We start from the raw sequence: 25,373 nt of genomic DNA, 5'->3' as shown, positions 1-25,373 counted from the left end.
GGACAAACCCGCCCCAACGCGAACCGAAACCAGGCAACCACCCGACCGAAACCGGGCCGATCCGACGCGACCAGCACACGACGACCGACCGCCCACCAAGCTTTCGGGACGCCCCCGAAGGCGTCGTCCAGGACGCGGCATCCGCGCCCGCTCCTCGGGTGCGTCAGTGGTCCAGTGCCGCCAGTACGTCCGCGAACGTGGTCACCAGGTCGGTCAGCGCGGCCCTGCCCTTCTCCGCCGTTGCCAGTGACGGGTGGCCCACCACGCCGGACTCGGTGTACGGGCCGAGCCCGAACGTGAGCATGCGGTTGCGGTCGTCCGCGCGTTCGTCGTGCGTCGCGTAGTCGGGCGGAACGAGTTCGGGGCGGGCGTGCAGCAGCAGCGACGTCTCCAGCTCACCTGCGTGCATGTCCGTCTCCGGGCCGGTTTCCACGCCGCCCGCGGCGCGGGCGGCGAGCCAGTCGACCTCCGTCGGGAACAGGGCCATCCGTTCGCCCCGTGCGCTCGCCTCCTGGACGACGTTGCCGAGCACGTAGTTGCCGCCGTGACCGTTCACGAGCACCAGTTTGCGAACTCCGCTGTGCCGCAACGACTCCGCGACGTCCCGCACGATCGCGTACAGCGTCGGGGCCGTGATGCTCACCGTGCCCGGCCATGCCGCGTGCTCGTGGGAACAGGAGATCGTGACCGGGGGGAGCAGCAGCACCGGGTACGCCTCGGCGACCGAGGAGGCGATCGTCATCGCGATCACCGTGTCGGTCGCCAGGGGCAGGAACGCGCCGTGCTGTTCGAAGCTGCCCACCGGGAGGACGGCGACGGTGTGGTCGCGTGCGTCGGCCGAGGTGTGCAGCGGCAGCAGGTGGGTCATGGGCGGGATCCGAACGTGGTCAGGAAACGGTCGCGGAACTGGTCCATCCGCCACAGCGGGGCACCGGGGCTCGGGTTGAGGCCCGGCTCCCACCCCCAGCCTGCCACGGCCTCGAGCACCTCGGGGTCCTTCGCGACGATCGTGATCGGCACGTCGTGCGAGGCGTCGTCGCCGGAGACCACCGGGCTCGGCTGGTGGTCGCCGAGGAACACCAGCACCGTCCGGTCGGTGCCGTACGTGGTCAGGAACGAGATCAGCGTGTTCAGCGAGTACTGGATGGACTGACCGAACGCCTCGCGGACCTTGCCGGTGTCCGACCACACCTCGGCATGCGTCTTGCCCTGCGCGGGCATCGGCTTGTACACCGAGCCGTCGCCGACGACGTCCCAGTCGACCATGCGGGGCAGGTGTGTCCACGGGATGTGGCTCGACACCAGGTCGATCTCCGCCATCACCGGGGCGCGGTCGGCCGGCGCGAGCTCGGTGCGCTGGAGCGCGGCCATCGAGTACTGGTCGGGCACCTTGGCGTAGGAGAAGTTCGGTCCTTCGTAGCCGACGTTGTTCATCACGTACGCCTTGTCGTAGCCGAAGAACTTCGCCTCCGGCCAGTCCCGCGTGATCGACGGGGAGACCCCGACGGTCCGCCAGCCCGCCCGCTTGAACGCGCCGGACAGCGTGAGCCGGTCGCCGCCGGTGAGCGTGTCGTACCTGGGCTGCGAGTCCACCCACAGCCCGGACTGCAGGCTGGCGTGTGCGAGCCAGCTGCCACCGCCGAACGTCGACGATGTCATGAAGCCGCTGCGGGCCTCGAACCCGGCCGCGCGCAGCTGGTCGGTGCCGCGGTCGAGCACCGCGTCGACGCCGGGCGCGACAGCCGGGTCCTCCACCGCGACCCGCCCGTAGCTCTCGACGAACGTGACCAGCACGTCCTTGCCGCGCAACCCGGGCACCAGCCGGGAACCTGCCGTGTGGCGGAACGGGTCGTCGGCGACCTGCTGCTCGAACACGTCGGGGTCGAGCAGGTCGGCACGCACCTGGCGCAGGTCGTCGAACACCTCGTTGGCCGCCGAGTTCGCCGCGACCGGCTGGCCGAGCACCGCGAGGCTCACCCAGACCACGCCGAGCATGGCGACGCCCCTGGTCGCGGTGGTGCGCCTGCCGACGGCGAGCCTGGTCAGCCGCAGCACCGACAACGTCGTCCCCACGATGAGCCCGCCCGCCAGCGCCACGGCCGCGACGACGGCGCCAGCCGCGCCGAACCAGCCGACGGAGTCGTTCAGGAAGTCGACGGCCGGGCCGAAGAACGTCCAGTCGTAGACCGGGTGGAACGGGCGGGCCAGGGTCTCGTGGAAGCCCATGTCGATCACCTTCATGATCGTGAGCACGCCGAGCGCGACGCCGACCATTGCGGCGGCCACCCGGCGCGACCGGGGTGGCAGCACCAGCACGAGCGCGGCGACCACCAGGCCCTCGACGGGGATGCGGGCGAACGCGGCCGGTGTGAGGGCACCGAGCTCGCTCGGCGCCAGCAGGGCGAACAGCACGAGCAGGCACGCGACCGCGGTCAGCACCCTCCTGCGCCGCGGCGACTCGTCACCGCCGTGGGCCTGTGCCGCGGCGGGCGCGGTGTCCCGGTGCCGGTGCAGCCAGCGGACGTCGTGGGCGAACGACCAGGTCAGCGCCGCGAGCGCGACCGCGACGAGGACGAGGGCCGCGGTGTGGGGGAGGACCGTCGTGAGCGTCAGCACGATGCCCTGCGCGGCGGCCACCGCCTTGCTGCTCATCCGCACCGGCAGCGGCGCGCGCAGCCACGGCCACAGCCGGGCCGCCGCGACGAACACGTACCGCATGGCGCCGATCGCGAGCACCCACCAGCCGAGCCGCGTTGCGGCGAACGCGCTCAGCACCAGGATGAGGAACGCGTCGACCTCCATGTCGAACCGCGCACCGAACTCCGACGCGGTGCCGGTGCGCCGCGCGACCTTCCCGTCGACCGCGTCCATGGCGAGCGCGACCGAGGCGATGACGACCAGCGGCCAGACCGAGCCGCGCGGGTGGCTGGTGTCGGCGACCAGCGCGACCACACCGCCGACCAGCACGGACCTGGTGAGCGTGACGTGGTCGGCGGGCCCGAACCGGTGTATCCCGTACCTCGGCAGCGCCTCGGCGAGCACCGCCCACCCGGCCACCGCGAACGCCAGCCCCGCGAGCCAGCCGGGCGGTGCCAGCCCGGCGACCCCGGTGAGCGCCGCGAGCAGTGCCACCAGCGCGACCAGCGCGATCGTCAGCGGCACGGAAGGAGGCAGCGGGCGCCGTCTCGACCTCGTCGCGGGCCCGGGGACCACGGGCGTACGCGGGCTCTCGAGTGTCGGTACGGTCGGTGCTGCCACAGGTTCCTCCCAAGATCTGGTCGTACCTCAATACGCATGCGGCCGCAGGACGGTTCTGAACCGGATCTTCTGAACCGGCGGGCCCTGCCCCGCGTGTAGAGGGCGATGAGTGACTTCTCCCGCGAGTGGCTGGCGCTGCGTGAGCCCGCCGACGCCGACGCGCGTGCCGATGACCTGCTGATCCCCCTTCGCGCCCACCTCGGCGCCCGTGACCTGGTTATTCGTGATCTTGGCAGCGGCACCGGGTCGATGGCGCGGTGGCTGTCACCCCGGCTGCTCACCCCGCACCGGTGGGTACTGACCGACCGCGACGCCGACCTGCTCGCGCACGCGGCGGTGCCTGGCGCGGTGACCGAGCAGCGTGACCTGACGTCGCTGACGCCGGAGGACCTTCAGGGCACCTCGCTGGTGACCGGGTCGGCGCTGCTGGACCTGCTCACCGAGGAGGAGGTCACCCGCCTGGCCGAGGTTTGCGTGAAGGCGCGCTCCCCCGCGCTGTTCGTGCTGTCGGTGGCGGGGAAGGTGGACCTGGAGCCGCCCGACCCCCTCGACGACGCCGTGACCAGCGCGTTCAACGCCCACCAGCGCCGCACGACCGGAGGCCGTGCCCTGCTCGGCCCGGACGCGGTGCCGGTGATGGCGCGGGTGTTCGAGGACCTGGGCGCCACGGTGCACCGCTGCCCCAGCCCATGGCGCCTGGGGCCCGACCGCCCCGAGCTGACCACGGCCTGGCTGCAGGGCTGGCTCGGCGCCGCGTGCGAGCAGGACGAGGAGCTGGCCGGGGTCGCGGGTGCCTACCTGCGTCGCAGGCTCAGCGGTCCGCTGCACGCGACCGTGCACCACGAGGACCTGCTGGCGATCCCCGGCTGACACCGGCACCGACGGCCGCGACCGCGGACCACGCGGAGGCCACCGACCGCCGCGCAGGCGTGGCCGGTGGCGCCGAACGCGCGGCCCGCTCCCGTCAACCCGTGCAGCCGGTGTCGTCCACGCCGCCCTGGATCCAGGGGAGGTTGACCTTGCGGAAGGCGATCGAGCGGTGCGAGGTCGAGTTGCTCGAGACGTTCTCGTTCACCTCGACCAGCGCCCCCACGTGGTAGTCGGCAGTCTTCACGATGCTCGAGTAGCCGCCTTCCTTGTACGTCCCGCTCTGGCCGGGCAGCGGGGCGTCGGAGAACGGGCGGCTGTAGGCCCACGTGCGGCCCTCGTCCTCACTGATCCGGATCCGCATCTTCGTGCGCGTCTGCGTCGACGCCGAGTTCACGAACGCCAGCCTGGCCGGGGCGTCGGCGTTGTACCGCATCACCGAAGCCTCGTTCTTCGGGTCCAGCAGGCAGCTCGCCGCCCTGAACGCCGCGAAACCCGACTCGATCGAGCCGCGGGCCACCTGACGGCGTTTCGCCGACTCCCACACCCGCGTGGTCGGCCGGTCGTTGCGGTACAGCGACCCGTCTGCCAGCTCCAGAACCGTCGCCTCGCCGGTCTGTTCCATGGCGGCGCCGGACGTCGTTCTCAGCACCTGCACCCGCCACGTCGCACCGTGGTCGTCGGAGTAGATGTTGCGGTGCTGCGCGGGGATCACGAGCCGCCCCGGGTTGCGGTAGGTGGTCTGGATGCCGACGCCGGGACCGACGGCGTCCCAGTTCCAGCTCGCGCCGGAGGCGAGGGTCCTCGGCTTCAGCGTCGACGACCTGTTCACCGGTGCCGACCACGTCAGTCCGTCGTCGGTGCTCGACGACACCCACACCTGCCGGTCGTCCCACGAGTTCACGGTGCCGCTCGTCGCCGGCTGGTGGTTCATGAACAGCCAGATCCTGTTGTCGGACCTGTCCACGACTGCCGTCGGGTTGCCCCAGACGCCCTGGCCCGCACCGATGACCTCCCGCAGCGACGACCAGGACGCGCCGTTGTCGGTGGAGCGTTTGTAGACCAGGTTGATGTTGCCGAAGTCGCCGTTGCCCGCGGCGCGCCCCTCGGCGAACGCGATGAGCGTGTTCTTGTTAGTCCTGACCAGGGACGGGATGCGGAACGAGTGGTAGGTGATGCCGTTCATCGACTCGTTGCCGCCGTTGAACAGGATCCGCTCCGAGTGGGACTCGGCGGCGGCGGACGCCTGCGGTGCGGCGGGGAGGAGGACGGCGAGGGGCAACAGCAGGGCGAGGAGCCGGCTCGTCTTCACGAGAGAATCATTACCGCACATCCCTCTGTTTCTGGTGATTTGTTACCCAAAATGTCATCTCGGTGGTGTTCGCTTCGGCCATGCGAAGACTGCTGCTCCTGATCGTGCTCGCCATGGCCGCGCTCGCCACGCCGGCGACCGCGACCCCGGCCACTCCCGCGCGCACGCTGTCGGTCCTGTCGTTCAACATCCACCACGGCGCAGGTGAGGACGGTGTGTTCGACCTCGACCGCGTCGCCGACGAGATCCGCCGCACGCATGCCGACGTGATCGGGATGCAGGAGGTCGACCGGCACTACGGTGAGCGCAGCGACTGGGCCGACCAGCCCGCCGAGTTGGCGCAACGCCTCGGCATGCACGTCGTCTTCGGCGCGAACCTCGACCTCGAGCCGCCGTCGGCCGGGCAGCCGCGCCGCCAGTACGGCACCGCGATCTTGTCCCGCCACCCCATCCTCGAATGGCACAACACCCTGCTGCCCAAGGGAAAACCCGCCGAGGAGCGGCGCGGTCTGCTGACCGCCGTCGTCAACGTGCGTGGCGTGCAGGTGCGTGTGATGAACACCCACCTGCAGCACGACAGCGCCGCCTCCCGGCTGCTGCAGTCGGCGGTCGTCGCCGACGCGGTGGTGGCGTCGAAGGAACCGGTCGTCCTAACCGGTGACCTGAACGCCGTCCCGGCCGCACCCGAGATCACCACGCTGACCGCCCACCTGCGGGACGGCGGGAACGCGTACACCTACCCGGCCGACGTGCCCACCGCCCGCATCGACTACGTGCTCACGAACGGGCTGCCGCTGTTCTCCAAGGTCCTGCCGACCGCTGCCTCCGACCACCGCCCCGTGCTCACCGCACTGATGGTGCGGCGAGCACGGTGACCGGCGGGGCGGGCCTGCTCAGTCGCCCAGCGGGTTGAGCAGGTCCGCCTTGCCCTCGAAGGCGAACAGCAGCAGGTCGGTCATCCGGAACGTGCGCAGGTCGGGCCCGAGCGTCGGCCGCCACGACGGGTCGCGGACGATCGACGTGCGGCTGCCCTCCATGGCGCGGTGGAACACCTCGGCGGTGATCCGGCCGCCGACCGCACCGAGCAGCCCGTCGTTGAACTCGGCCTCCCGCAACACGTAGAACCACAGCGGCGTGTTCGCGGCGACCGACTCCCGCTGCGCGGCGGACAGACCGCTGAGCACGGCGCCGCCATTGCCGTCGATGATCTCCTTGGCCGTCAGGGGACGCACCCCGAGCAGCTTCGCCATCTGCTGGCCGGTCGCGAGCCGCACCATGCCCGCCCGCGTCAGGTTGCGGAACGCGAGGTTGCGCTGGATCGGCGGGATCTCCGTGCCGCGGCCGCCGAACGTGCCCGCAGGCAGTTCCCTGAGCGGGTCGACGAGCAGCGTGTCGATCCGCTTCGTGACGTTGCCGCCGCCCGATGGCGCCGCGAGGTCCGGGCGGCCGGCCTCCGTGAAGTCGTACAGGCGGCGGAAGTCCGCGATCCAGTTGGTCGGCAGCGTGTCCACGGTGCCGGAGTCCGGATCGTCCAGCTCCGGCAGACCGGACCCCGGCGCGAAGTTCCCCGCGACGCCGGTGAACGTGAACAGCTGCAGCAGCGTCGAGAGCCCACCGGGCCCGCTCGTGTCGAACACGCGGTTCCACTGGTAGCCGCCGCGGATCATGCTGTGCCCCAGGCGGTACGTGGCGACCGCGAACTCGAGCGGCATGGTCGGTGGCTGCCCGTACCGGCCGGTGCCGCGGCCCGGCGCCTCGAAGAACCGGCGACCGGAGGAGAACACGTCCCGCACGATCTCCGGGTCCACGATGCGCGGCAGGAAGTCGGTGCGCAGCAGCCACTGGTAGTGGCGGATGACCTCGTTGCGGGCCGAGACGAACAACCGCTGCCCCATGAGCCCCTTCAGCGCCAGCTCCTCGACCACGCGGTTGTGGAAGCGGATGAACGCGAGGTGCGTCTGCGCGACGGCCAGGTTCTCGTCGTTGCGCAGGTCCGGGATCAGCGGCTTGCGGCGGTCCGCGCGGGTGCCCGCGGTGCCGCCGGCACGAGGCAGGTCGAAACCCTCCAGCTCGACGTTCACCCGGTCGTCGGGAAACGTGGTCGCCGATGTCGTGCCGACCTTCAGCGACACACCGTCGGCCGCGTAGTACACGCGGTCGTGGCGGTCCTGCGGGCCGCGGCCGTACAGCGAGTCGAGGTCCAGCGCGGGGGAGCGGCCCTGGAGCAGCTCGTCCAGCGTGACGTCCTCGCCGAGCTGCGCCTCGGTGCGGTCCATGGTCAGGTCGTGGTCGACGAACTGGCCAAGGTAGGTGTACCCGGCGGGCACCGCCGCGTCCGGCTGGTCGCCCGTCGCGGTGATGGCCTCGGCCAGCGCGACGGTGGTGGCGTCCGTGGTGTCGTCGGCGGCGGGGCCCTTCGGGCCGAGCCGCGAGAACCGGAACCGGCGCAGATCCTCGCCGGTCAAAGGTTGCCGCGTGCCCGGTCTGCCGTCGGCGTCGAACTCGAGCACTCCTTCGTCGACGACGAAGAAGCTGTCACGCGCGTGCTTTCTCATGTTTCCCCCAGTGGCGATCGACCGATCACCTCAAGGGAGCTACCCGCGACGCGCGAGATACGTCAGGTCGGGCTATTGCTGTCCGCGCGGGTCGACGTAGTCGCCGACGGGGGAGTCGGCCACGGCGCCGAAAGCCGTGTCGGTCGCGGTGTCCGTGGCGTTCTGCGCGGAGTCGGCCGCGTTGCCCGCCAGGTCCTGGCCCGCACCGCTTGCCGTGTCGGCGTAGCCCTGTGCGGTGTCCCCCAGGTTCTGGGCGGTGTCGGTGGCGTTCTGCTGGGCGTCGGCGAGATCCGTCCCGGTCAGCTCACTCACCTTGTCCGTCGCACCGGACAGCAACTCGGCGGCCTTCTCGCGGACGGCGTCGAACAACCCCATGGTGAACCCTCTCTGTCGCAGAATGTGATGATTCGGACACTACCGGCAAAAGAGGGCTGTGACCACCGGTACCCCGAACGGGTGATTGAATTCGCCGACCGCGCCCGACCACCGGGCGCCGACACAACGGAGGTCACGTGGCCGACGCGACGAGGGACGTCGAACGCATCTACTCGACGCCGGAGGTGGTAGCCAAGCTGCGCCGCCTGGCTGACGCGCTGGAGTCGGGGACGTCGTTCCGCATCCAGATCGCCGGGGAGCGGTTCCGGGTCCCGGTGCGCGCCGAGTTCTCCATCGAGCACGAGCGGGGCGACGGCGAGGAGGAGGTCGAGTTCCAGCTGAAGTGGAAGCTCGACGCCGAAGACGACGACGATGACGACGAGACGGTCGTCTAGAACACCGGTTCGACGACCGGTCGGCGGCCGGCGTGACCTCGCGGTCCACCAGAAACGTGGCGGGTTGGTCGAGGATTGCCGGCCGCGCGATCGGGATCGGCGCCAGGATGCCCGCGAATTCCGGCGGGCACGATTCCCGATATCCGGTAACGGGACCGGGCAGGGCGCCGAATGACCCGGCATGGTCGATAACCCGACGCCGGGTCTTTCGATGGTGCCGGGAGATGTTCCGGTCACCGTCACCCGTGAAGAACACCACCAGCGCGCGCTGTCGCGCTACACCGTCGCCGTCGGCGGTGAACGCCACATCGCCGCCGAACTGGTGTGGTGCACCATCGGTGCGGGCAAGTACAAGGGAGAACGCGGCATCGAGGTCCGCGTCGACGGTCATCGAGTCGGTGAGCTGACGCACGCGATGTCGCAGCGCTATGCCGCGCTGCTCGAGTCCGGCGACCGCGTGGGCGCCGAGGCGGCCGTGACCCGCGACGAACGTGGTCTCCAGGTCACGCTTCTCCTGCCCCGCAACGCGAACACGGTGTTGCTCACACCCGAGCCGCCCACCGAACGCTTCGTCCCGGTCCGGCAGGCAGCCGCGACCGCCGCTGTGGCGAAGTCCGGGTGGCGGAAACCCGTGTGGATCGGCGCGGCGGTGGTTTTCGCCGTTTTCGTGCTGGCGGGGATTTTCGGCGGCAACGAGGACGACCCGACGCCGTCGAACGTCGCGGCCGGGGAAACCACCACGACGACGACATTCGAACCCCCGCCGACGACCACCACCACGACGACGACGACAACGACCACCACCACTCCGCCGCCCCCACCGCCGACGACCACCGAGGCCGTCGTGCCGCCGGTCACAGAGGAGCCGGTCGTCGAACCGCCGCCGCCGCCTCCGCCCGCACCGAAACCCCAGTGTGACCCGAACTACTCGGGTTGCGTGCCGGTCGCGTCCGATGTCGACTGTGCAGGCGGCAGCGGCAACGGGCCCGAGTACGTCTCCGGTCCCATCCGGGTGACCGGCAGCGACATCTACGACCTCGACCGGGACAACGACGGCACCGCCTGCGAGTAACCGACACCACAATCACGCCCCCGCACGCCGCTGAGGAATAGAGCGGCGCGCGGGGGTGTTTGCGCGTACGCTGTTATCTACGAGTGGCGCGAGAAATCGCGCCCGCAGGGGACTGACTCGGTGCCGGACCGGCACAAACACCACCAACAACATCAGTTCGCTCCCGCGCCCGCGCGCGGGCACCTGCGGACGGACCTGCCGTGAATGGAGGCGGCTGACATGAAGATGATCGACGACTGGAGGGACCGCGCCGCCTGCCGCGACGCGGACCCCGAACTGTTCTTCCCGATTTCCGACATGGGCCCCGGCGCCCGGCAGATCGCCGAGGCGAAGGCCGTGTGCGGGCAGTGTCCCGTGCGGAGCGAGTGCCTCGACTACGCCATCGACGCCGGCCTTGACCACGGCGTGTTCGGTGGCACCACCGAACGTGAGCGACGCGTGCTCGTCCGCCGCGAGCGGGTGGCTTAGTGGTCAGAATCGGAAGTCCTTCGGGGTCTCGACGGCCCAGCTTCCCGCTGGACGCACGGCCGAAAGGCCCGAGTACAACCAGTACGAGGACCTTCCGGCCGCACGCCCAGCGAAAACCTGGATCCGCCGATACCCACGAAGGACTTCCGATTCTGACCACTTAGCGGCCGACCCGCTTGCTGGGTGGCGGTCCGAGGTAGCTCGGTGCCAGGCCGCCCGTGTCGATGACCACCTTCTGCACCACCACCGTCGGGTCGACCGCCCACACCTTCAGCACGTGCTCTCCCGGGTGGTCGACCACGTGGGTGGTGGCCGTCCGGTTCACGTTGTCGGACGTGTTGCGTTCCCACTGTTTGTTCATGGCGGTGTCGTCGGCGCCGGTCGCCGTCGTGACGTTGACCCGTTGCGGCGGCTGACCGTCCAGTGACACCGCGTAGGTGAGCCCGTCCGTGTAGTGCACGTTGTTGCGCGGCGACAGGTAGACCCACACGGTCACCGGCCCGGTCGTGGTCAGGTTCACCGTGTACTCCAGGCGCGGCCCGTTCGGTTCGCGCCGCGGTGCGGTCACCGGCGCGGGCTGCATGCCGTCGCCGTCCCGTCCGATGTCCGGGATGTGCAGCCAGTCGCCGACCACCCGGCTCGTGCCGTCCGCCGGCATCGACACGTAGCCGTTCGCCTCGACATAACCCTTGCCCGGCCGTCGTACCGCGTTGTCCACCACCGCCTCGACCACCACGGTGCGCCCGGCACCCACCACCGTCAGCGGCACCCGCGTAGTGCCCTTCGGTGCTCGTTTCCAGTCCACGGCGACCTCGAGCCGCACCTGTTCGTCCACAGTGCCCCGCGACCGCGAGACCGACACCCACGGTTTGCCGGACGTGACGCGGTAGTCGAACGCCGTCGCGCCGCGGTTGAACACCTCCAGGTACTGCGCGGGCTGGCTCTGGTAGCGGCTGAACGTCGGCAGGACGGCAGGGGCGCTCGCCGCTGGCCACCACTGGTCAGAGCCGTCGATGGCGACGCCCATGTCCGCGGCGGCAGGCAACGAGATCCGCCGCACGGCGGGGAAGACCTCGTCGGGCAACGCCTCGTGGTTCAGTTCCGGTTGCTGCCACGGCGCGTTCGGTCCGTACCGTTCGACGTCGCCGTAGCCGATCTTCGGCTGGGTCTGGAAGTTCTTCCACTTCCCGCCGGCCAGCTCGGTGTTGTAGTAGTCCGACATGGCCTGGTCCACCGCGAACAGCCGGTCGGTCTCGTCGGCGAGGTCGTTGGCCGCCGCGCGACCCTGTGCGGCGTACCGGAGGTTGGTGAACTCCGCGCGCCGCAACGCGTACAGGTTCGCGGTCGCCTTCGTCGCGTAGCCGACCAGCTGGTAGTAGGCGTCCTGATAGGACCGTGGCAGCTTCCGCCCGATCCGGTCCACTTCGGCCGCGAGGCGTTGCCAGTCCGCGGTCACGCGGTCCATCTCGCGGTAGTTCTCCAGGAAGTACGGGTTCTCCTCGTCGTCGTAGGTGACCGTCGTGCCGGGGCCGCTGGTGATCCGCCGGTTGAGCAGCTCCGGCTTGCGGCGTGCCTGCAGGACGCCGTAGGTGTGCAGGACCTCGGCGATCTCCTCGGCGTGGCGGGACCCGAAGTTCTCGGCCGCGTACCGCTCGTACCAGGCGGGGACGTCCTTGAGCGGGATCGGTTTCCACGCGTAGTCGAGGAAGAACTGCAGCGGCAGCTCCTCGTTCTTCATGTCACCGACGTTGACCACCCACAGCTTGTCCACGCCGTAGCGGTACGTCGTGTTCAGCTGCTCCCACGTGTTCGCGATGTTGATCGTGTCGACCCACTTGTAGTTGCGGCCGCCACCCACGTAGTCGAAGTGGTAGTACATGCCGTACCCGCCCGCGCGCGGCGGCAGGGTCGGATCGGGCAGCTTGCGCATGTTGCCCCAGTTGTCGTCGGTGAACACCACCGTCACGTCGTCCGGCGCGCGCAACCCCTTGTCCCAGTAGCGTTGCACCTCCTTGTACAGCGTCCACACCTGCGGCACGTCGGACATGCCGTGGTCGGCGAGGATCTGCCGCTCGGTGGCGATGATCTCCTGCATCAGCTCGATGCCGTCGCCGTCGGGGAGGCTCACGTCGCCGTTGCCGCGCATGCCGAGCGTCACGACGCCCTCGAAGCCCTGCTCCTTCATCCGTTTGACGCCGTCGTTCCAGTACGCCTTGATCGCGTCGCGGTTGCGGCGGAAGCTCCACTCACCGGTGCCGCCGTACGGGTCGTGGCCCGGCGTCACGATGTTGCCCTCCGGGTCGCGCACCGCGGCCACGGCGTGCCGGTTCCACTCCTCGATGCCACGCATCATCGGTGCCTCGTGGGAGGTGCCCATGATCACGCCGTACGCGGTGGCGGTGGCGTGGTTGGCCGGGTCGTCCTCAGCGAACGCGCGGCCCCAGACCGCGGGCCACAGGTAGTTCGCCTTGAGCCGCAACATGGTCTCGAAGACCCGCCCGAAGAACTTGCTGTTGAACCCGCCGGGGTGACCTGGGGCGAGACCCTCACCGAACTGCGTCGGCACCCACCGGCCGAGTGCCGGGTTCTCGTCGTTGATGAAGAAACCGCGGTACTTCACCGCCGGTGTGCCCTGCGTGTGCCTGCCGGGCAGGACATACAGCGCGCCGGACCGCTTGGCAGGCACGTCGTCCCACCAGTACCAGGGCGAGACCCCGATCTTGCGGGACACGTCGTACGCGCCGTAGATCGTGCCGCGCTGGTCCGATCCCGCGATCACCAGCGCGCGGCGCACCCCCGGCAGCGGGTGCTCGACCACCTGCTGCAGCGAGGTCTCCCACCGGCCCGCGATGCCGCGCACGTCGACCTTGCCGCGCGCGACCAGGTCGTCGATGAGCGGGCTCGCGCCGAGGGTGCCGACCAGCACCGGCGTGCTACCACGCGGTACCTCGTCGAGCGACACCTCTGGCCGCACGCCGGTGACCCGTTCGACGTCGTCGCGCAGGTCGCCTGCGACCCGCACCACGCCCGGCCGGTCCGCGCCGCTCACGACGATCGGCGCGGCGGTACCGCCCGCCACGAGCGGGAACGCCCCCGGCCTTGGCGTGGTGACCACATAGGACTCCTCGACGGCCGGTGGCGAGGCCGCAGCGGGAGCCGGTGAGACGGCGGCCGCCGCGAGGAGGGGCAGTGCGAGCAGGGCTGCGGACCGGCGCATGTCGCTCTCCGTACTGACGCAGGGCGGAGCCGAAAGTTTCGGAACACTTCCGTAACCAGAACACCATAAACACAGATGTGTCCGAAACGCCAGAGTCGTTGTGCGCCAAGGAGAATCGAAACTTTCGGCGCTAGCGGCGCCTGGCCTTCAGCACGATGTCGTTGACGTGCCTGGCCTCGGGGGGCACGTCGGTTCTCGGCCGGGTCTCGTGGGTGAGGATCGTCCACTGGTCCTCGTCGAGCATCTCCGCGATGTCGGCCGGGAAGTAGAAGTCGGCCGGGTCGAAGCCGGGGTTCTTCTCGTGCTCGTGCCCGGTGATGTCGTGGTGGGCGTAGAGCAGCGTGCCGCCGGGTGCGACGGCCGCCAGCATGTTCCGCACCGCCCGGTGCCCCGGTTCGCGCTGCACCGAGAAGTACAGCGCGGCAACCAGGTCGAACGCGCCGGCGGGCAGCGGCGAGGTGGACAGGTCGGCGTGCGCCCAGCTCACCTTCGCATCGCCCGCCGCGGCCTTCGCCCGCTCCAGCGCGACGTGGGAGATGTCCACGGCGGTCACGAGCCAGCCACGCGAAGCCAGCCACAGCGCGTCGGCGCCCTCGCCGCAGCCCAGGTCGAGTGCCTGCCCTGGCGGCAGGCCGTCCACCTCGGTGACCAGCACGCCGTTGGGCGCACCGCTCCACAACTGGTCCTTCTCGTGGTACAGGTCGTCCCAGAACTGTTGATCCATGCCGCCACGATCACCCCGATTCCCCGGCCGCGACAACCTTCGTTGCCATAACCGCAAAAAGCACGCCAGGATGGACGGGTGGCCACTCGCAGGATCGACCGCGCGGCGACGGAGACGGTGTGCCCCGCCTTCCGCGACGACGACGGGGTGTGGCACGTCCGCGACCTCGCCGGCGGCCGGGCGGTGCTGCGCGACACCGAGACCGTGCAGGCCGGGCTGGGTGTGGAGACCGTAGCGAAGCTGCCGTCGAGCTTCCGGCGGCCGGTGCTGTACTGGGACGGGCCAGAACACCGCGAGTACCGCAGGCAGACCGCCCGGTTCTTCACGCCCCGGCGTGTCGACACCGAGTACCGCGACCTCATGCACCGCGTCGCCGACCGGGAGATCGGGGTGCTCCGTGCCGCGGGCCGGGCGGACCTGTCGGAGCTGAGCTTCCGGCTCGCCGTCGACGTGGCGAAGGCGGTCATCGGCCTGACCGAGAGCAGGCCGGGCACGGCACGCAGGCTCGCCCGGTTCTTCCCGGAGAAACTCGGCAAGCCAGGGTTCACCAGCCCGCGCGGCGTGTACTGGGCCGCGCGGATCCTCTACCTGTGGCTCGCGATCCACGTGCGCGACGTCCGGCCCGCGGTGCGGGTGCGCACGCGGCGGCGGCAGGACGACCTGATCTCCCACCTCCTCGACGAAGGCGCCGGCGCGGGGGAGATCCTCAGCGAGTGCATCACGGTCGCCGCCGCGGGCATGGTCACCACCAGGGAGTTCATCTGCGCGGCCGCGTGGCACCTGTGCACCGACGACGCGCTGCTGGCCGCCTACCGCGCCGGTGACGAGCTCGCCAGGTTCGCGATCCTGCACGAGCTGGCCCGCCTCGAACCGCCGCTCGCCGCGCTCAAGCGGCGCACCACCGCGCCGGTGACCTTGCCCGGCGGCACGGTCATCGCGGCCGGCGAGCGGGTGGACGTGTCGATCGCGGCCGCCAACCTGGACCAGGCCGCGGCTCCCGGCCTGACGTTCGGTGACGGACCGCACAGGTGTCCTGGCGCGCACCTCGCGATCCAGGAGTCGGACATCTTCCTGACCAAGCTGTTCGCGATCGAGGGTGTGCGGCTGATCGCGCCGCCGAGGGTGGCGTTCAACGACGCGTTCGGCAGCTATTCACTGCACGACATGATCGTGTCGGTCGACGACCGTACTGTGGAGGCATGATCCACGGCGTCCTGTTCGACTTCTCCGGCACCCTGTTCCGCTTCCAGCCCGGCCCCGGCTGGCCGGCCACGACGTTCGACGAGCCGATGCGTGAGCGGCTGACCACCGTGCTGACCTCGCCCACGATGTCGGCCGACCACCTGCCGCCCGACCTGGCCGACGCGTGGGACCGCCGCGACCTCGACCCCGAGGTGCACCGGACCGTGTACCTGGCGTCGCTGGCGTCGTCCGGGTTCGAGCTGACACCGGAGCAGACCGAGACGGTGTACCGGAGCCTCACCGCGCCGGAGGCCTGGCACCCCTACCCGGACACCGCCGAGGTGCTGCGCGCGCTCACGGCAGCCGACGTGCCGGTCGCGGTGGTCAGCAACATCGCGTGGGACATCCGGCCCATGTTCCGCAAACTGGGGGTCGAGGACCTGGTCACCGAGTTCGTGCTGTCGTATGTGGAGGGCGTGGTCAAGCCGGACCCCAAGATCTTCACCATCGCGTGCCAGCGGATCGGTGTCGCACCGGAGCAGGCCGTGATGGTGGGCGACAGCCCCGAGGCCGACGGTGGCGCGTCCGCCATCGGCTGCCGCACCGTGATCGTCGACCCGGCCCCGACCACGGCCCGCCCGACGGCCCTGCGTGACGCGGTGGCCGACGCGCTCGCGTAGCCGTGGCCGGACCGGGTACCCGCCGGGGATGACGACGTACACGCACACGGCGGAAGCCGACATCGGGGCGGATGTCCTGTTCGGCTACCTGGCGGACCCGACGAATCTCCCGAGGTACTTCCCGGAGATGCGCACGGCCGAGCCGGAGGGCGGTGAGAAGGTGCACGTTGAGGCGGAGGTGCACGGCGACCGCGTGTCCGGCGAGGCGTGGGTGCGCCCGCACGAGGCGGAACGACGGCTCGAATGGGGTGCCGAGGGCCCGGACGACTACCACGGCGAGCTGACGGTCGAGGACCTGGCACCGGGCCGTAGCCGGATCACGGTACGCCTGCACAGCGTCCGAGCCGCCGAGGGCACGGAGGTGCAGGAGGGCCTGGAACACACGGTGGCGGCCCTGACCCAGGCCGTCGCGGCCGACGACCAGGCCGCCACCCATCGCAGGCAGGGCGAGGGCTGATCCACAACTGAGGGTTGTTCAACCGGCCTTGACGTGCTCGGCCGCCTCCCTGGCGATGTCGATTCGCGACCGCACCCCCAGCTTCGCGAGGATGTGCGACACGTGCGTGCCGACGGTCCTCGGCGACAGCACCAGCTGTTCGGCGATCTGCCGGTTGGACATCCCCTCGGCCACCATCGCGGCGATCTTGGTCTCGGTCGGCGTGAGGCTGTTCCACCCGGCCTGGGCCTGCCGGTGCTTCGCGCGCGGACCACGGCGGATCCCGAACCGCCGCAGGTGCGCCCGCAGGTGGGCGAGGTCCCAGTTGGCCCCGAGCCGGTCGTACAACTCGTCGGCCCGCTTGAACGCCGACCGCGCCGCGTCCTTCTCGTCCCGCCCGGCGAACCCGATCGCGGCCGCCTCCAGTGCCTTGGCCCGCAACAGCGGCCGCCCGGCGTCCCGGTACCGGTCGGCGGCGTGCTGCAACAGGAACGGGTCCCGGTCGAGCAGCCCCCGGCAGTAGGCAGCGGTCCCGAGCCGGTGCGGCACGGACGACCGTCGCGCCAGCGTGGCCGCCTGAGCAGCCACATCAGCGGCCGCGGTGGTGTTCCCGGTGTAGGCGGCGAGCCGGGCCGCCTCAGGAAGGAGGTCCTCGACCTCGTCGAGCTCCTCGGCGTCGCCCCCGACCCGAGCCGTGAGTACGGCGAGCGCCTCCTCGGGCTCGTCGTTGACCTCCCGGTCGAGGCTGTGGGCGAGGATGAGTGACGAGACGACCCGGTTGCCGATCTGCTCCGCGCTCGACGCCGCGAGCTCCAAGTGCTGGCGTGCGGTGGTGGCGTCGCCGCGATGGAAGGCGATGACGGCGGCGATGCCGCGGTCACAGCATGTCGCGCTGGGGTCCTTGAAGTCGTCGGTCAACGTCTCGACCTCTGCCGTCGCGTCATCCCAGCGGCCGACCTGGAACAGCAGCTGTCCCAACGCACTCTGTGCCTGTGCCAACCGGACGAGACTGCCGGTGCGGTCCGCGAGCTGCCGCACTCGGGTGGCGGTCCCCAATGCTTCGTCGTAGCGGTCGAGATCACCGAGTGCGACTGCTTTGTTGATCTGCAGTAGCAGCCCGAGATCGTTCAGCTCTGGGTCGTTCTCGACGACGTCAAGAGCACGATCGAACAGCGGTAGCGCGTCCGATACCTCGCCACGCATCATGGACGTGACGATCAACACGTGGAGCGCCCAGCCCAGCGCCCACTTGTCCCCGGCCTCTTCCGCGGTGGCCAGCGCCTTGGTTGCCACGCTGCCCGCGACGGAGACTTCGCCGAGAGCACGGTGTGCCCGTGCGGTCAGCACGAGCAGCCGCGCCCGCTGCTGCGCGGACATCTCGGCGAGCTCGTATGCCTCTTCGAGCGCCTCGAGTGCTTCGTCGGAGCGACCGAGCATGGCCCGGCTCTGCGAGACTGTCCAATGTAGATCGACGAGCAGGTCGGGGTCTTTGACTACGGCCATGGCGCGGGTCGCTATCCGTACAGCCTCCGTGCATTCGCCCGCACGGTAGAGCGCCTCGGCCAGGCGGCACACGAGCACCGCGCCCCGCGTCGTGCTTGCGGTGGTGCGGCTCGCGGCCTGCCGTAACAGTTCGATGGCCACCCGCGGAGCCTGCGCGACAAGGGTCGGCGCCGCTTCGACTGTCCAGTTCAGCAACGACTCGTCCAGCGGATCCGGGCTGGGCACACTGATCGCCTGCAGAAGCTGGCGCGCGACCCGCTGCGTTGGTACGCCGGCTTCGGCCAGCGCCTTCGCGGCGTCCCGGTGCCATGCCGGGCGGAGAGGAACTGCAATGTCGTCGTAGAGCGCGGCGCGGATCAGCGGATGGCGGAACGCCAGCTTGTCACCGACATCCTTGAGTACGCGCGCGGTGCGGGCCTCGTCGATGGCGGGCACCAGTTGAGCCACCCGCCTGCTCAACACGATGGCGAGATCACCCACGAGGAACTCGTTCCCCAGCAACGCTGCCGCCTGCAGTGTGTTGCGGACGTCCTTCGCCAGGAAGTCGAGCCGGTCGGAGATGGCGCCGATGAGCGAGCCGGGAACCGGGCCGCCAGTCACCTCCACCGTCCCGGACACGCTCATCGTGAGGCGCTGAGCGCGGACGAGTGAGTCCATGAGTTCTGTCAGATACAAGGGGTTGCCTGCTGCCTCGGCCGCGAGGCGGAGCAAGTTCGTGCCGGGTGCGCCGTCGGAGAGCGTCGAGACGAGCTCACTGACCGCGTCATCGGGCAACCCTTCCAGGCGAATGGTGTTGTCCGGGCCGACCACGCGGCGCACGGCGAGCAGTTCGTCTCGCTGCGGGACCGGCCTGACGATGCCGATGAGTAGCAGTGCGGTGCGCTCGACCGAACGTGCCAGCCACTCCCAAACGCTGATCGTGGACAGGTCGGCCCACTGGAGGTCATCGACGACCAGCACCGTCGGGGTTTCACTGCACAGTTCGTTCATGAGTGCGAGCATCTGCTCGGCTGCGGCCATCGCGGGATCGGCGGCGCTGGTGACCTCCCCGCGCAGGAGACGCTGGATGGTGTCGAGTCGGGGTTCGGCGGTCGCCTTGGTCAACAGCGCGTCCAGTAACGGCTGGAGGGGGAGCGCCTGGCCCAGTTCGTCGCACTCGGCCCAGTAGAAGCCGAACCCGCGTTCCTCGGCGGCCACGACAGCGACGCGCGCAAGGGAGGACTTGCCGATACCCGGCTCTCCTTCGAGGAGGATTGCCTGCCCGGTACCACTTGCGAGGAGGTCGATCAATCCGGTAAGACGGTTGATCTCGGCCTCGCGGCCGACGAGTGCGTAGGCATCACTCGGCATACCACGACAGTATTGGTAGTCGTGGCAGGGAACAACGGTTGGCGCCCATGTTACGCCAACCGTGGACGTGCTCATTCCGTTAGCCGTTCGTTAACACTCAGTTATTAGTGATTACTTGCGGTGTGTGGGATCCTTTTTTTGAAGGAAAGTAAGTTAGCCCATCCCCTCACCTTCGTCGCGGTAGCCCATGTCTATTTGCGACTCCTTTTTGCCCCCTGGATGGGCGGATAACGGGAGGTAGGATGAGAATCGCTCGAATAGTGGCTGCTATCGCGGCGGCCGTGGGTCTGGCCTTGACGGTAGGCGGTCCCGCCTCGGCGGATCCACCTGGTATGACATACGACAGTTTCACGACCTTCATGACCTACGACTAATGATCCAATACCCGTCAATTGCCAGGGGCTATCCTGCAATTGACCTCGTGTGACCACTGTCGCAGGGCGTTTCCGCGATGTTCGCAGCATCGCGGTGGCGTCCTGCGGCTCTGTGTACCGCGCGGTCCTGCAATGCGTAGCCGAGGTTTACCAGACGGCCGCCGAGGCGGCATTCGTCGGCTACGGCTATCTGTTCTCTTCGTCGGGCGTCGGTGTCGAGCATGCGTAGCACGAATCGGGCGATCTGGTTGTTTATGCTGGACAATTCAGCTGCCAGCACCAGTTCGTCATGCCATTCGTCCGCGGCCACCGTGTTCACCCCACGAATTTGTGTTCTGCCTTTTGCCGGATAATGACAGTCTGCTACCTGGCAGTGTGGGAGACATCGGTCAAGTGACGGATGTCCGAAGGGCAGTTGCCGGGTCGGTTGTTCGGCCGTTCGGGTGACGTCGGGCGCAACGGCAACCGAAAATGCTGACTGCTCGTGCATTCGCACCGGGACGATCATGTGAGGGAACACGCTCCGTCACCGCGACTTGTGTACGTGGTTTATCGGATGGCGCAGAGTCACCACCCCCACGCCCGGAGCGCTCCGCTCACGGGCGAAAGAACAGTGTTTCCCTGTCCGTCAGTTACTCACCGTAGCCGCGGGTCCGCAGGCTTCGGCATCGGGGCGCCTCCGCGGGTCCACCGCTCGGCCGGTCATGCTCGTGGTGCCTGGACGGACGGGTGGTGGCAACTCTCGTCCAACGGCGCGGCAATTGCCAAACGCCGCGGGATCGCCGGTGTTGGCGGGATGGTGACGCAGGCACTGCTTGGCCGCTGAGGGCAAGTGTCGCCAGAGAGCACGTGAGATGCGCCCAGTCGGGGCAACGGGGAAGCAGTGTCGCGGACACGTCACCGGCGCGGCCCCGCGCCGAGGCGCTCGCGGCGGTCACGAGGCACTGCGCACCTCGCTCTGGCTCACGACTGAGCTGTTCGGCGCCACTGTCCACGCCGACGGCACCAAGCGGACCGTCACCGCCTGCCGAGCTCCCAGGCCATGCGGCGCGGGGCGGCAGGAACAAGCAGTTCGGTCGTCTCCGCAACCGCTGCGCCGTAACGACAACTGTAGGTTGTACGAATGGACCTCGACGCGCTTCGCACGGTGATCGCCGTCGCGGACAGCGGGCAGTTCCAGGAGGCGGCCGTCGAGCTGTCCGTCACGCAGCAGGCCGTGTCGAAACGGGTCGCCGCGCTGGAGGCCGAGCTGGGCGTGCGACTGTTCACCCGCAGAGCGCGCGGCGCGGTGCTCACGATCGACGGGCAGGCGTTCCTGCCGCACGCGCGGACGGTGCTGGCCGCGGCCGAGCGGGCCGCCGAGTCGGTGCGGCCGGGGCGGCGGGCACTGCGCGTCGACGTGATCGGGCGCCGGGCGGCGCCCGGGGAGCTGCTGCACGACTTCCACCGCGCCAACCCGGACCTCGAACTGGACGTCGTCGCGCTGCCTGTCGAGGCGGCCGCCGTCGACGCCGTTCGCGACGGGGTCATCGACGCCACCTTCCGTGCGCCGATGACCCGGCTGCCCGACGGGCTCGCGAGCACTCGGGTGCTGAACGATCCGCTCGACCTGCTGACCGGTCCGGCGCACCACCTGGCGGCCGCATCGTCGGTACGGCTGGAAGAACTCGCAGGACAACGGATCTGGCTGCCCGGTGTGGTCGACGGCACGGAGTGGGCGGCCTACTACGCCGAGCTGGGTGTGGAGTTCGGGCTGCACATCGACAGGACCGGCCCGAACTTCGGGTTCGAGCACATCCTCGACATGGTCGCCGAGTCGGCCACGTTGTGCACCTTCGTCGGCCACCGCACCAGGGTCGCGTGGACCATGCGGCACGACCTGCGCCGGGTGCCGGTGACGGACCCGGTTCCGGTCTACCCGCACACCGTGGTGTGGCGCACGGACAACCCGCATCCCGGGCTCGCCGCGCTGATCGCCCACCTCGGTTCGGTGCCCGCCGCCGTCCCCGGCACCTGGGTGCCCGGCTGGGCGCGGAGGTGACGCGCGCGGAACTCCGGCATGGGCGTAGGTGCCACGAACCCGAGGCTCTCGCGTCTGCGCGGTCGTGTGGTGGCCCGGTGGCGGCGATCGGCGGGGCATGTACCTGGCCGGGGAGCGCGTCCCGGTTCGGGTGACTACTGTTGGCGTCCGTGGAAAACCGAGTGCTCGGCCGCACTGGCCGTCAGGTGTCCGTCGTCGGGCTGGGGTGCTGGCAGCTTGGCGCGGACTGGGGCCGGGTCGACGACGCGGACGCGTTCGCGGTGCTGCACGCGGCCGTCGACGCCGGGGTCACGTTCCTCGACACCGCCGACGTGTACGGCGACGGCCGCAGCGAGCAGCTCATCGCCCGCTTCCTCGCCGAGCGGGCCGCCGACGTCACGGTGGCGACGAAGTGCGGGCGCCGCGCCGACCCGCACGTGCCCGCGTCGTTCACCCCGGAGAACCTGCGTGCCTGGACCGACCGCAGCCGCGCCAACCTGCGGGTCGACCGGCTGGACCTGGTGCAGCTGCACTGCCCGCCGACGCCGGTCTTCTCCACCGACGAGGTGTTCGACGCGCTCGACGAGCTGGTCGCGGAGGGCAACCTCGCCGCGTACGGCGTGTCGGTCGAGACCTGCGACGAGGCGCTGACCGCCATCGCGCGCCCGAACGTCGCGAGCGTGCAGATCATCCTGAACGCCTTCCGCCGCAAGCCACTGGAGCGGGTGCTGCCCGCGGCCCGCGCGGCGGGGGTCGGCATCATCGCGCGGGTGCCGCTCGCGAGCGGGCTGCTGTCCGGCAAGTACGACGAGCACACCGCGTTCGCCGCCGACGACCACCGCACCTACAACCGCAACGGCGAGGCCTTCGACGTGGGGGAGACGTTCTCCGGCGTCCCGTACGAGGTGGGTGTCCGCGCGGCCCGCTCGCTCGCGGCCGTCGCCGAGGACCTCGGCACCAGCACGGCGGCGCTCGCACTGCGCTGGGTGATCGACCAGCCTGGGGTCGGCGTCGTGATCCCCGGCGCCCGCAACGCGGAACAGGCCAAGGCCAACGCCGCCGCCCAGATGGTCCCGCCGCTGTCGGAGGACACCCTGTGCGCGGTGGAGCAGATCTACGACGAGCAGATCCGCGAGCACGTCCACGACCGCTGGTGAGACCGACGAAGAACGCGGGGGCCGGTAGTCGCGTTGCCGCCATCGGCGAGAAGCCCGGCGACGTCGGTCCGGCCGACGCCGCCGGGGTGAACGCGTTCAGCGGGCCAGGGCCAGCACGGCCTGCAGCTCTCGGTAGGCGGGTTTCGCGGCGAAGTTCTCGTCCAGGAGGTTCGCGGCGCCCTCACCCTCGAACCAGCCCGGCACCCACGAGTACTTGTCCGTGAAGCCCCACACCGTGAACGAGTTGCAGCGGCGCGCCAGCAGACAACCCTGCAGCAGCACGCTGTAGCCCTGCGCCTGCGCCTGAAGCTTCACGTTGTCCGTCGGCATGATCATGCGGACGTCGGCCTCTGTCACCGCGGTTTCCAAGCCCAGCTTCTCGAACCGGGCGAAGTTCGCGGCCACCTCGGACGCGCTGTGGAAGCCGTACTGCACGCCGTAGTGGCCCTGCGCGCCGAAGCCGTGCACCGGCACCCGCTGCCGCAGCAGGTCCCGCGCCAGCGCGAGGTAGGCGTCGCTCTTCGCGCTGATGCCCTCCACGTTGTAGTCGTTGAGGAACAGCTTCGCCCTCGGGTCGGCCTGGTGGGCCCAGCGGAACGCGTCCGCGATGTAGCCCGGTCCCAGCTCGCGCAGCCAGATCGTGTCGCGCAGCTGACCGTTGTCGTCGATGACCTCGTTCGCCACGTCCCACTGGTGGATCCGGCCGCGGAAGTGGCCGACCTCGTCGATGATGTGCCTGCGCAGGATCCCGCGCAGCTCCGTGGCGTCGATGTCGCCGGACTCGACGCCCTGCGTCAGCCACGCCGGGAGCTGGTTGTGCCACACCAGGGTGTGCCCCCTGACCTGCTGCCCGTTGCGCCTGGCCGCGGTCATCAGCTCGTCGGCCGCGCTGAAGTCGAGCTGTCCGCGCTCGGGTTCGACGACCTCCCACTTCATCACGTTCTCGGCGGTGATCGAGTTGAACTCGGTGCCGACCCGTGCGCGGTAGGTCGCGTCCGAGGTGTACGCGGCGTGGTCGACGGCGGTGCCGATCAGCAACTGCCTGCCGGCCAGTTCACGCAGTGGCCGGTCGGGGGAGGAGGACCCGGCCGCCGGAGCGGGTGAGCCAGCGGCCGGGAGAACGGAGTAGAGCGATGCCGCCGCGAGAAGGCCTGCGGCAGCGACACGGGACACCTTCATGCGGGGCTCCTCGACAACGATGGCGAGTTCGAAAGTTTCGGCGATTTGTCGGTATCGCGAGCAGAAACGTTAAGGCGCGCCAACGACTTCGTCAAGCAGACAGGCGATTCTTCGTGCGGGGCAATCGAAACTTTCGGTAGTTCAGTGATGTGCCCCTGGTCGAGCGGGAGCCTGTGCCTCGATGACCGGCGGCCGTGCGTCGACCACGTGGAGTCCGGACACCAGCCCGGAGAGCCCGCGATGCGATCTCGGCCGCCATGCGAGTACCAGGCTCAGGAACAGCATCAGGCCGGACCACGCTCCGACGTGGCCGCCGAGTCCGGAAAGGACGAAGTAGCCGAACCCGCCGAAGAGGAGCGCGGGCACCAGTTGCACGCCCGGGTGACCGCCGTCGGCGCGCACCCGCCGCAGCCGCACCGCCCGCTGCCCGAGCGTCGCGCCATGAGAACCGAGCGAGGGCAGCACGAGCAGCAGCACCGCGGGCACCAACGGGTTCAGCAGCGCGTTGTCGACCACGTCGCCCGCCACCACGTTGGCCGCGATGTTGAGCACCCCGCCGAGCAGCGTCACCGCGACGAGGTCGACGGTCATGCCGAGCCACCGCCGCCCCGTGGTGACCGGCCGGGGCGCTTCCGGTGGCAACGACGTACGGCCGTGCATCCTGCGCAGCAGCGGGGCGAACAGCAGCCCGGCCGCTGTGCCGAGCGTGTTGGCGAGCAGGTCGTCCACGTCGAACAGCCGGTACGGGCACGGGTACAGGAACCAGTTGCCGGTCAGCTGCGTGAACTCGATCAGCAACGACACGGCCAGCCCGGCGCCGACCACGGCCGGCGCCCGCATCCCCCGGTGCCGCAGGAAAGCGCCGAGCGGCACGAACAACGCCACGTTGAACACGACCTGCTGCACCGCCGGGTTCGTGAGCATCCCGCGCAACCCCGGCACGGTGCGGTCCTTCACGATGTCGGACAGGAACCGCAGCGGGTTCAGTTGCGGGTCGGCGAACCTCGTGTGGTCCGCGCACCAGGCTTCGTCGATCCCCGGCACCGGGAACAGCGTGTACGCGACGAGCGCGAGCCCGTAGACGAGGAACGCGAACGCGAGGATGCCAGGACCGAGCCCGACCTCGCCGCGTTTGCGGTAGCTGCGGAACACGAACGGCACCAGCAGCACGAACGCGAGGAACGTACCGAGGACCACGGCCAGCACGGCGGGGAGCACCTGGGACGACACGCGGTGGAAGCTAACCGGC

The 25,373-nt window shown here is 69.9% G+C and carries 21 protein-coding genes; 10 read left to right on the top strand and 11 right to left on the bottom strand.

The window, feature by feature from the left end:
- Positions 1 to 163: 163 nt before the first annotated feature.
- Both ACFPCV_RS02535 and ACFPCV_RS02530 read right to left on the bottom strand, forming a co-directional pair.
- Positions 164 to 868 carry a creatininase family protein gene (locus ACFPCV_RS02535; RefSeq protein ID WP_378054011.1) on the bottom strand — a complete coding sequence of 235 codons (705 nt, stop codon included), beginning with the start codon at positions 866 to 868 and terminating at the stop codon, positions 164 to 166.
- Positions 865 to 3,162 (bottom strand): CDP-alcohol phosphatidyltransferase family protein, encoded by a 2,298-nt coding sequence (locus tag ACFPCV_RS02530; RefSeq protein ID WP_378054009.1) that lies wholly within the window; start codon positions 3,160 to 3,162, stop codon positions 865 to 867. The genes ACFPCV_RS02535 and ACFPCV_RS02530 overlap by 4 nt, the downstream gene beginning before the upstream one ends.
- 201 nt (positions 3,163 to 3,363) lie before the next feature.
- Here ACFPCV_RS02530 and ACFPCV_RS02525 point away from each other — a divergent pair, with 201 nt between their 5' ends.
- On the top strand, positions 3,364 to 4,128 hold the full coding sequence (locus tag ACFPCV_RS02525; RefSeq protein WP_378054007.1) for a class I SAM-dependent methyltransferase: 765 nt from the start codon (positions 3,364 to 3,366) through the stop codon (positions 4,126 to 4,128).
- A gap of 94 nt (positions 4,129 to 4,222) precedes the next feature.
- Here ACFPCV_RS02525 and ACFPCV_RS02520 read toward each other — a convergent pair whose 3' ends face one another.
- Entirely contained in the window at positions 4,223 to 5,437 is a 1,215-nt protein-coding gene (locus ACFPCV_RS02520; protein WP_378054005.1) for a sialidase family protein, read from the bottom strand.
- Between the two features lie 80 nt (positions 5,438 to 5,517).
- Here ACFPCV_RS02520 and ACFPCV_RS02515 point away from each other — a divergent pair, with 80 nt between their 5' ends.
- Positions 5,518 to 6,312 (top strand): endonuclease/exonuclease/phosphatase family protein, encoded by a 795-nt coding sequence (locus ACFPCV_RS02515; protein ID WP_378054003.1) that lies wholly within the window; start codon positions 5,518 to 5,520, stop codon positions 6,310 to 6,312.
- An 18-nt stretch (positions 6,313 to 6,330) separates the two neighbouring features.
- Here the strand turns inward: ACFPCV_RS02515 and ACFPCV_RS02510 are convergent, their stop codons facing one another.
- Positions 6,331 to 7,992: a peroxidase family protein gene (locus ACFPCV_RS02510; RefSeq protein ID WP_378054001.1), complete on the bottom strand. Its 1,662-nt coding sequence runs from the start codon at positions 7,990 to 7,992 to the stop codon at positions 6,331 to 6,333.
- A 72-nt stretch (positions 7,993 to 8,064) separates the two neighbouring features.
- Complete coding sequence (locus ACFPCV_RS02505; RefSeq protein WP_378053999.1) at positions 8,065 to 8,367, bottom strand: hypothetical protein; 303 nt, start codon at positions 8,365 to 8,367, stop codon at positions 8,065 to 8,067.
- A 137-nt stretch (positions 8,368 to 8,504) separates the two neighbouring features.
- On the opposite strand from ACFPCV_RS02505, the gene ACFPCV_RS02500 reads away from it, so the two are divergent.
- The 3 genes from ACFPCV_RS02500 (at position 8,505) to ACFPCV_RS02490 (ending at position 10,302) form a co-directional block, all read left to right on the top strand.
- A complete protein-coding gene (locus tag ACFPCV_RS02500; RefSeq protein WP_378053997.1) occupies positions 8,505 to 8,762 on the top strand; it encodes an amphi-Trp domain-containing protein in 258 nt (85 codons plus the stop codon).
- Between the two features lie 181 nt (positions 8,763 to 8,943).
- A complete protein-coding gene (locus tag ACFPCV_RS02495) occupies positions 8,944 to 9,834 on the top strand; it encodes a hypothetical protein (protein ID WP_378053995.1) in 891 nt (296 codons plus the stop codon).
- A 219-nt stretch (positions 9,835 to 10,053) separates the two neighbouring features.
- Positions 10,054 to 10,302, top strand: a complete 249-nt coding sequence (locus tag ACFPCV_RS02490) for a WhiB family transcriptional regulator (RefSeq protein ID WP_378053993.1) — start codon at positions 10,054 to 10,056, stop codon at positions 10,300 to 10,302.
- Between the two features lie 160 nt (positions 10,303 to 10,462).
- On the opposite strand, the gene ACFPCV_RS02485 is transcribed toward ACFPCV_RS02490, so the two are convergent.
- A complete protein-coding gene (locus tag ACFPCV_RS02485; protein ID WP_378053991.1) occupies positions 10,463 to 13,519 on the bottom strand; it encodes a glycosyl hydrolase 115 family protein in 3,057 nt (1,018 codons plus the stop codon).
- A 130-nt stretch (positions 13,520 to 13,649) separates the two neighbouring features.
- Complete coding sequence (locus tag ACFPCV_RS02480) at positions 13,650 to 14,243, bottom strand: class I SAM-dependent methyltransferase (protein ID WP_378053989.1); 594 nt, start codon at positions 14,241 to 14,243, stop codon at positions 13,650 to 13,652.
- Positions 14,244 to 14,321: 78 nt separating this feature from the next.
- Between ACFPCV_RS02480 and ACFPCV_RS02475 the strand changes: the two genes are divergently transcribed.
- Genes ACFPCV_RS02475 through ACFPCV_RS02465 form a run of 3 tightly spaced genes read left to right on the top strand, consistent with a single transcriptional unit; the run spans position 14,322 to position 16,562 of the window.
- A complete protein-coding gene (locus tag ACFPCV_RS02475) occupies positions 14,322 to 15,446 on the top strand; it encodes a cytochrome P450 (protein WP_378053987.1) in 1,125 nt (374 codons plus the stop codon).
- Entirely contained in the window at positions 15,443 to 16,105 is a 663-nt protein-coding gene (locus ACFPCV_RS02470) for an HAD family hydrolase (protein WP_378053986.1), read from the top strand. The genes ACFPCV_RS02475 and ACFPCV_RS02470 overlap by 4 nt, the downstream gene beginning before the upstream one ends.
- A gap of 28 nt (positions 16,106 to 16,133) precedes the next feature.
- Positions 16,134 to 16,562: an SRPBCC family protein gene (locus ACFPCV_RS02465; protein ID WP_378053984.1), complete on the top strand. Its 429-nt coding sequence runs from the start codon at positions 16,134 to 16,136 to the stop codon at positions 16,560 to 16,562.
- A gap of 18 nt (positions 16,563 to 16,580) precedes the next feature.
- Here the strand turns inward: ACFPCV_RS02465 and ACFPCV_RS02460 are convergent, their stop codons facing one another.
- A complete protein-coding gene (locus ACFPCV_RS02460; protein ID WP_378053982.1) occupies positions 16,581 to 19,394 on the bottom strand; it encodes a helix-turn-helix transcriptional regulator in 2,814 nt (937 codons plus the stop codon).
- A gap of 402 nt (positions 19,395 to 19,796) precedes the next feature.
- Positions 19,797 to 20,276 carry a hypothetical protein gene (locus ACFPCV_RS02455; protein ID WP_378053980.1) on the bottom strand — a complete coding sequence of 160 codons (480 nt, stop codon included), beginning with the start codon at positions 20,274 to 20,276 and terminating at the stop codon, positions 19,797 to 19,799.
- A gap of 615 nt (positions 20,277 to 20,891) precedes the next feature.
- On the opposite strand from ACFPCV_RS02455, the gene ACFPCV_RS02450 reads away from it, so the two are divergent.
- The gene (locus ACFPCV_RS02450; RefSeq protein WP_378053978.1) at positions 20,892 to 21,809 is read left to right on the top strand and encodes a LysR family transcriptional regulator; all 918 of its coding nucleotides are present in this window, start codon (positions 20,892 to 20,894) and stop codon (positions 21,807 to 21,809) included.
- 149 nt (positions 21,810 to 21,958) lie between these two features.
- Positions 21,959 to 22,945, top strand: coding sequence for an aldo/keto reductase (locus ACFPCV_RS02445; RefSeq protein WP_378053976.1), 987 nt, complete (start codon positions 21,959 to 21,961; stop codon positions 22,943 to 22,945).
- Between the two features lie 96 nt (positions 22,946 to 23,041).
- Here the strand turns inward: ACFPCV_RS02445 and ACFPCV_RS02440 are convergent, their stop codons facing one another.
- Positions 23,042 to 24,124, bottom strand: coding sequence for an endo-1,4-beta-xylanase (locus ACFPCV_RS02440; protein ID WP_378053974.1), 1,083 nt, complete (start codon positions 24,122 to 24,124; stop codon positions 23,042 to 23,044).
- 141 nt (positions 24,125 to 24,265) lie between these two features.
- Positions 24,266 to 25,354, bottom strand: a complete 1,089-nt coding sequence (locus ACFPCV_RS02435; protein WP_378053972.1) for a VanZ family protein — start codon at positions 25,352 to 25,354, stop codon at positions 24,266 to 24,268.
- Positions 25,355 to 25,373: the final 19 nt, after the last annotated feature.

The sequence above is a fragment of the Actinophytocola glycyrrhizae genome, from assembly GCF_042653545.1.
Classification (GTDB): Bacteria; Actinomycetota; Actinomycetes; order Mycobacteriales; family Pseudonocardiaceae; genus Actinophytocola; species Actinophytocola glycyrrhizae.
This window is presented reverse-complemented; position numbering and strand designations above follow the sequence as displayed.

Coding starts and splice junctions, on each gene's coding strand:
- ACFPCV_RS02535 (WP_378054011.1), bottom strand. CDS start 868: ATGACCCACCTGCTGCCGCTGCACACCTCGGCCGACGCACGCGACCAC.
- ACFPCV_RS02525 (WP_378054007.1), top strand. CDS start 3,364: ATGAGTGACTTCTCCCGCGAGTGGCTGGCGCTGCGTGAGCCCGCCGAC.
- ACFPCV_RS02515 (WP_378054003.1), top strand. CDS start 5,518: ATGCGAAGACTGCTGCTCCTGATCGTGCTCGCCATGGCCGCGCTCGCC.
- ACFPCV_RS02510 (WP_378054001.1), bottom strand. CDS start 7,992: ATGAGAAAGCACGCGCGTGACAGCTTCTTCGTCGTCGACGAAGGAGTG.
- ACFPCV_RS02505 (WP_378053999.1), bottom strand. CDS start 8,367: ATGGGGTTGTTCGACGCCGTCCGCGAGAAGGCCGCCGAGTTGCTGTCC.
- ACFPCV_RS02495 (WP_378053995.1), top strand. CDS start 8,944: ATGGTCGATAACCCGACGCCGGGTCTTTCGATGGTGCCGGGAGATGTT.
- ACFPCV_RS02490 (WP_378053993.1), top strand. CDS start 10,054: ATGAAGATGATCGACGACTGGAGGGACCGCGCCGCCTGCCGCGACGCG.
- ACFPCV_RS02485 (WP_378053991.1), bottom strand. CDS start 13,519: ATGCGCCGGTCCGCAGCCCTGCTCGCACTGCCCCTCCTCGCGGCGGCC.
- ACFPCV_RS02480 (WP_378053989.1), bottom strand. CDS start 14,243: ATGGATCAACAGTTCTGGGACGACCTGTACCACGAGAAGGACCAGTTG.
- ACFPCV_RS02470 (WP_378053986.1), top strand. CDS start 15,443: ATGATCCACGGCGTCCTGTTCGACTTCTCCGGCACCCTGTTCCGCTTC.
- ACFPCV_RS02465 (WP_378053984.1), top strand. CDS start 16,134: ATGACGACGTACACGCACACGGCGGAAGCCGACATCGGGGCGGATGTC.
- ACFPCV_RS02460 (WP_378053982.1), bottom strand. CDS start 19,394: ATGCCGAGTGATGCCTACGCACTCGTCGGCCGCGAGGCCGAGATCAAC.
- ACFPCV_RS02455 (WP_378053980.1), bottom strand. CDS start 20,276: ATGATCGTCCCGGTGCGAATGCACGAGCAGTCAGCATTTTCGGTTGCC.
- ACFPCV_RS02450 (WP_378053978.1), top strand. CDS start 20,892: ATGGACCTCGACGCGCTTCGCACGGTGATCGCCGTCGCGGACAGCGGG.
- ACFPCV_RS02440 (WP_378053974.1), bottom strand. CDS start 24,124: ATGAAGGTGTCCCGTGTCGCTGCCGCAGGCCTTCTCGCGGCGGCATCG.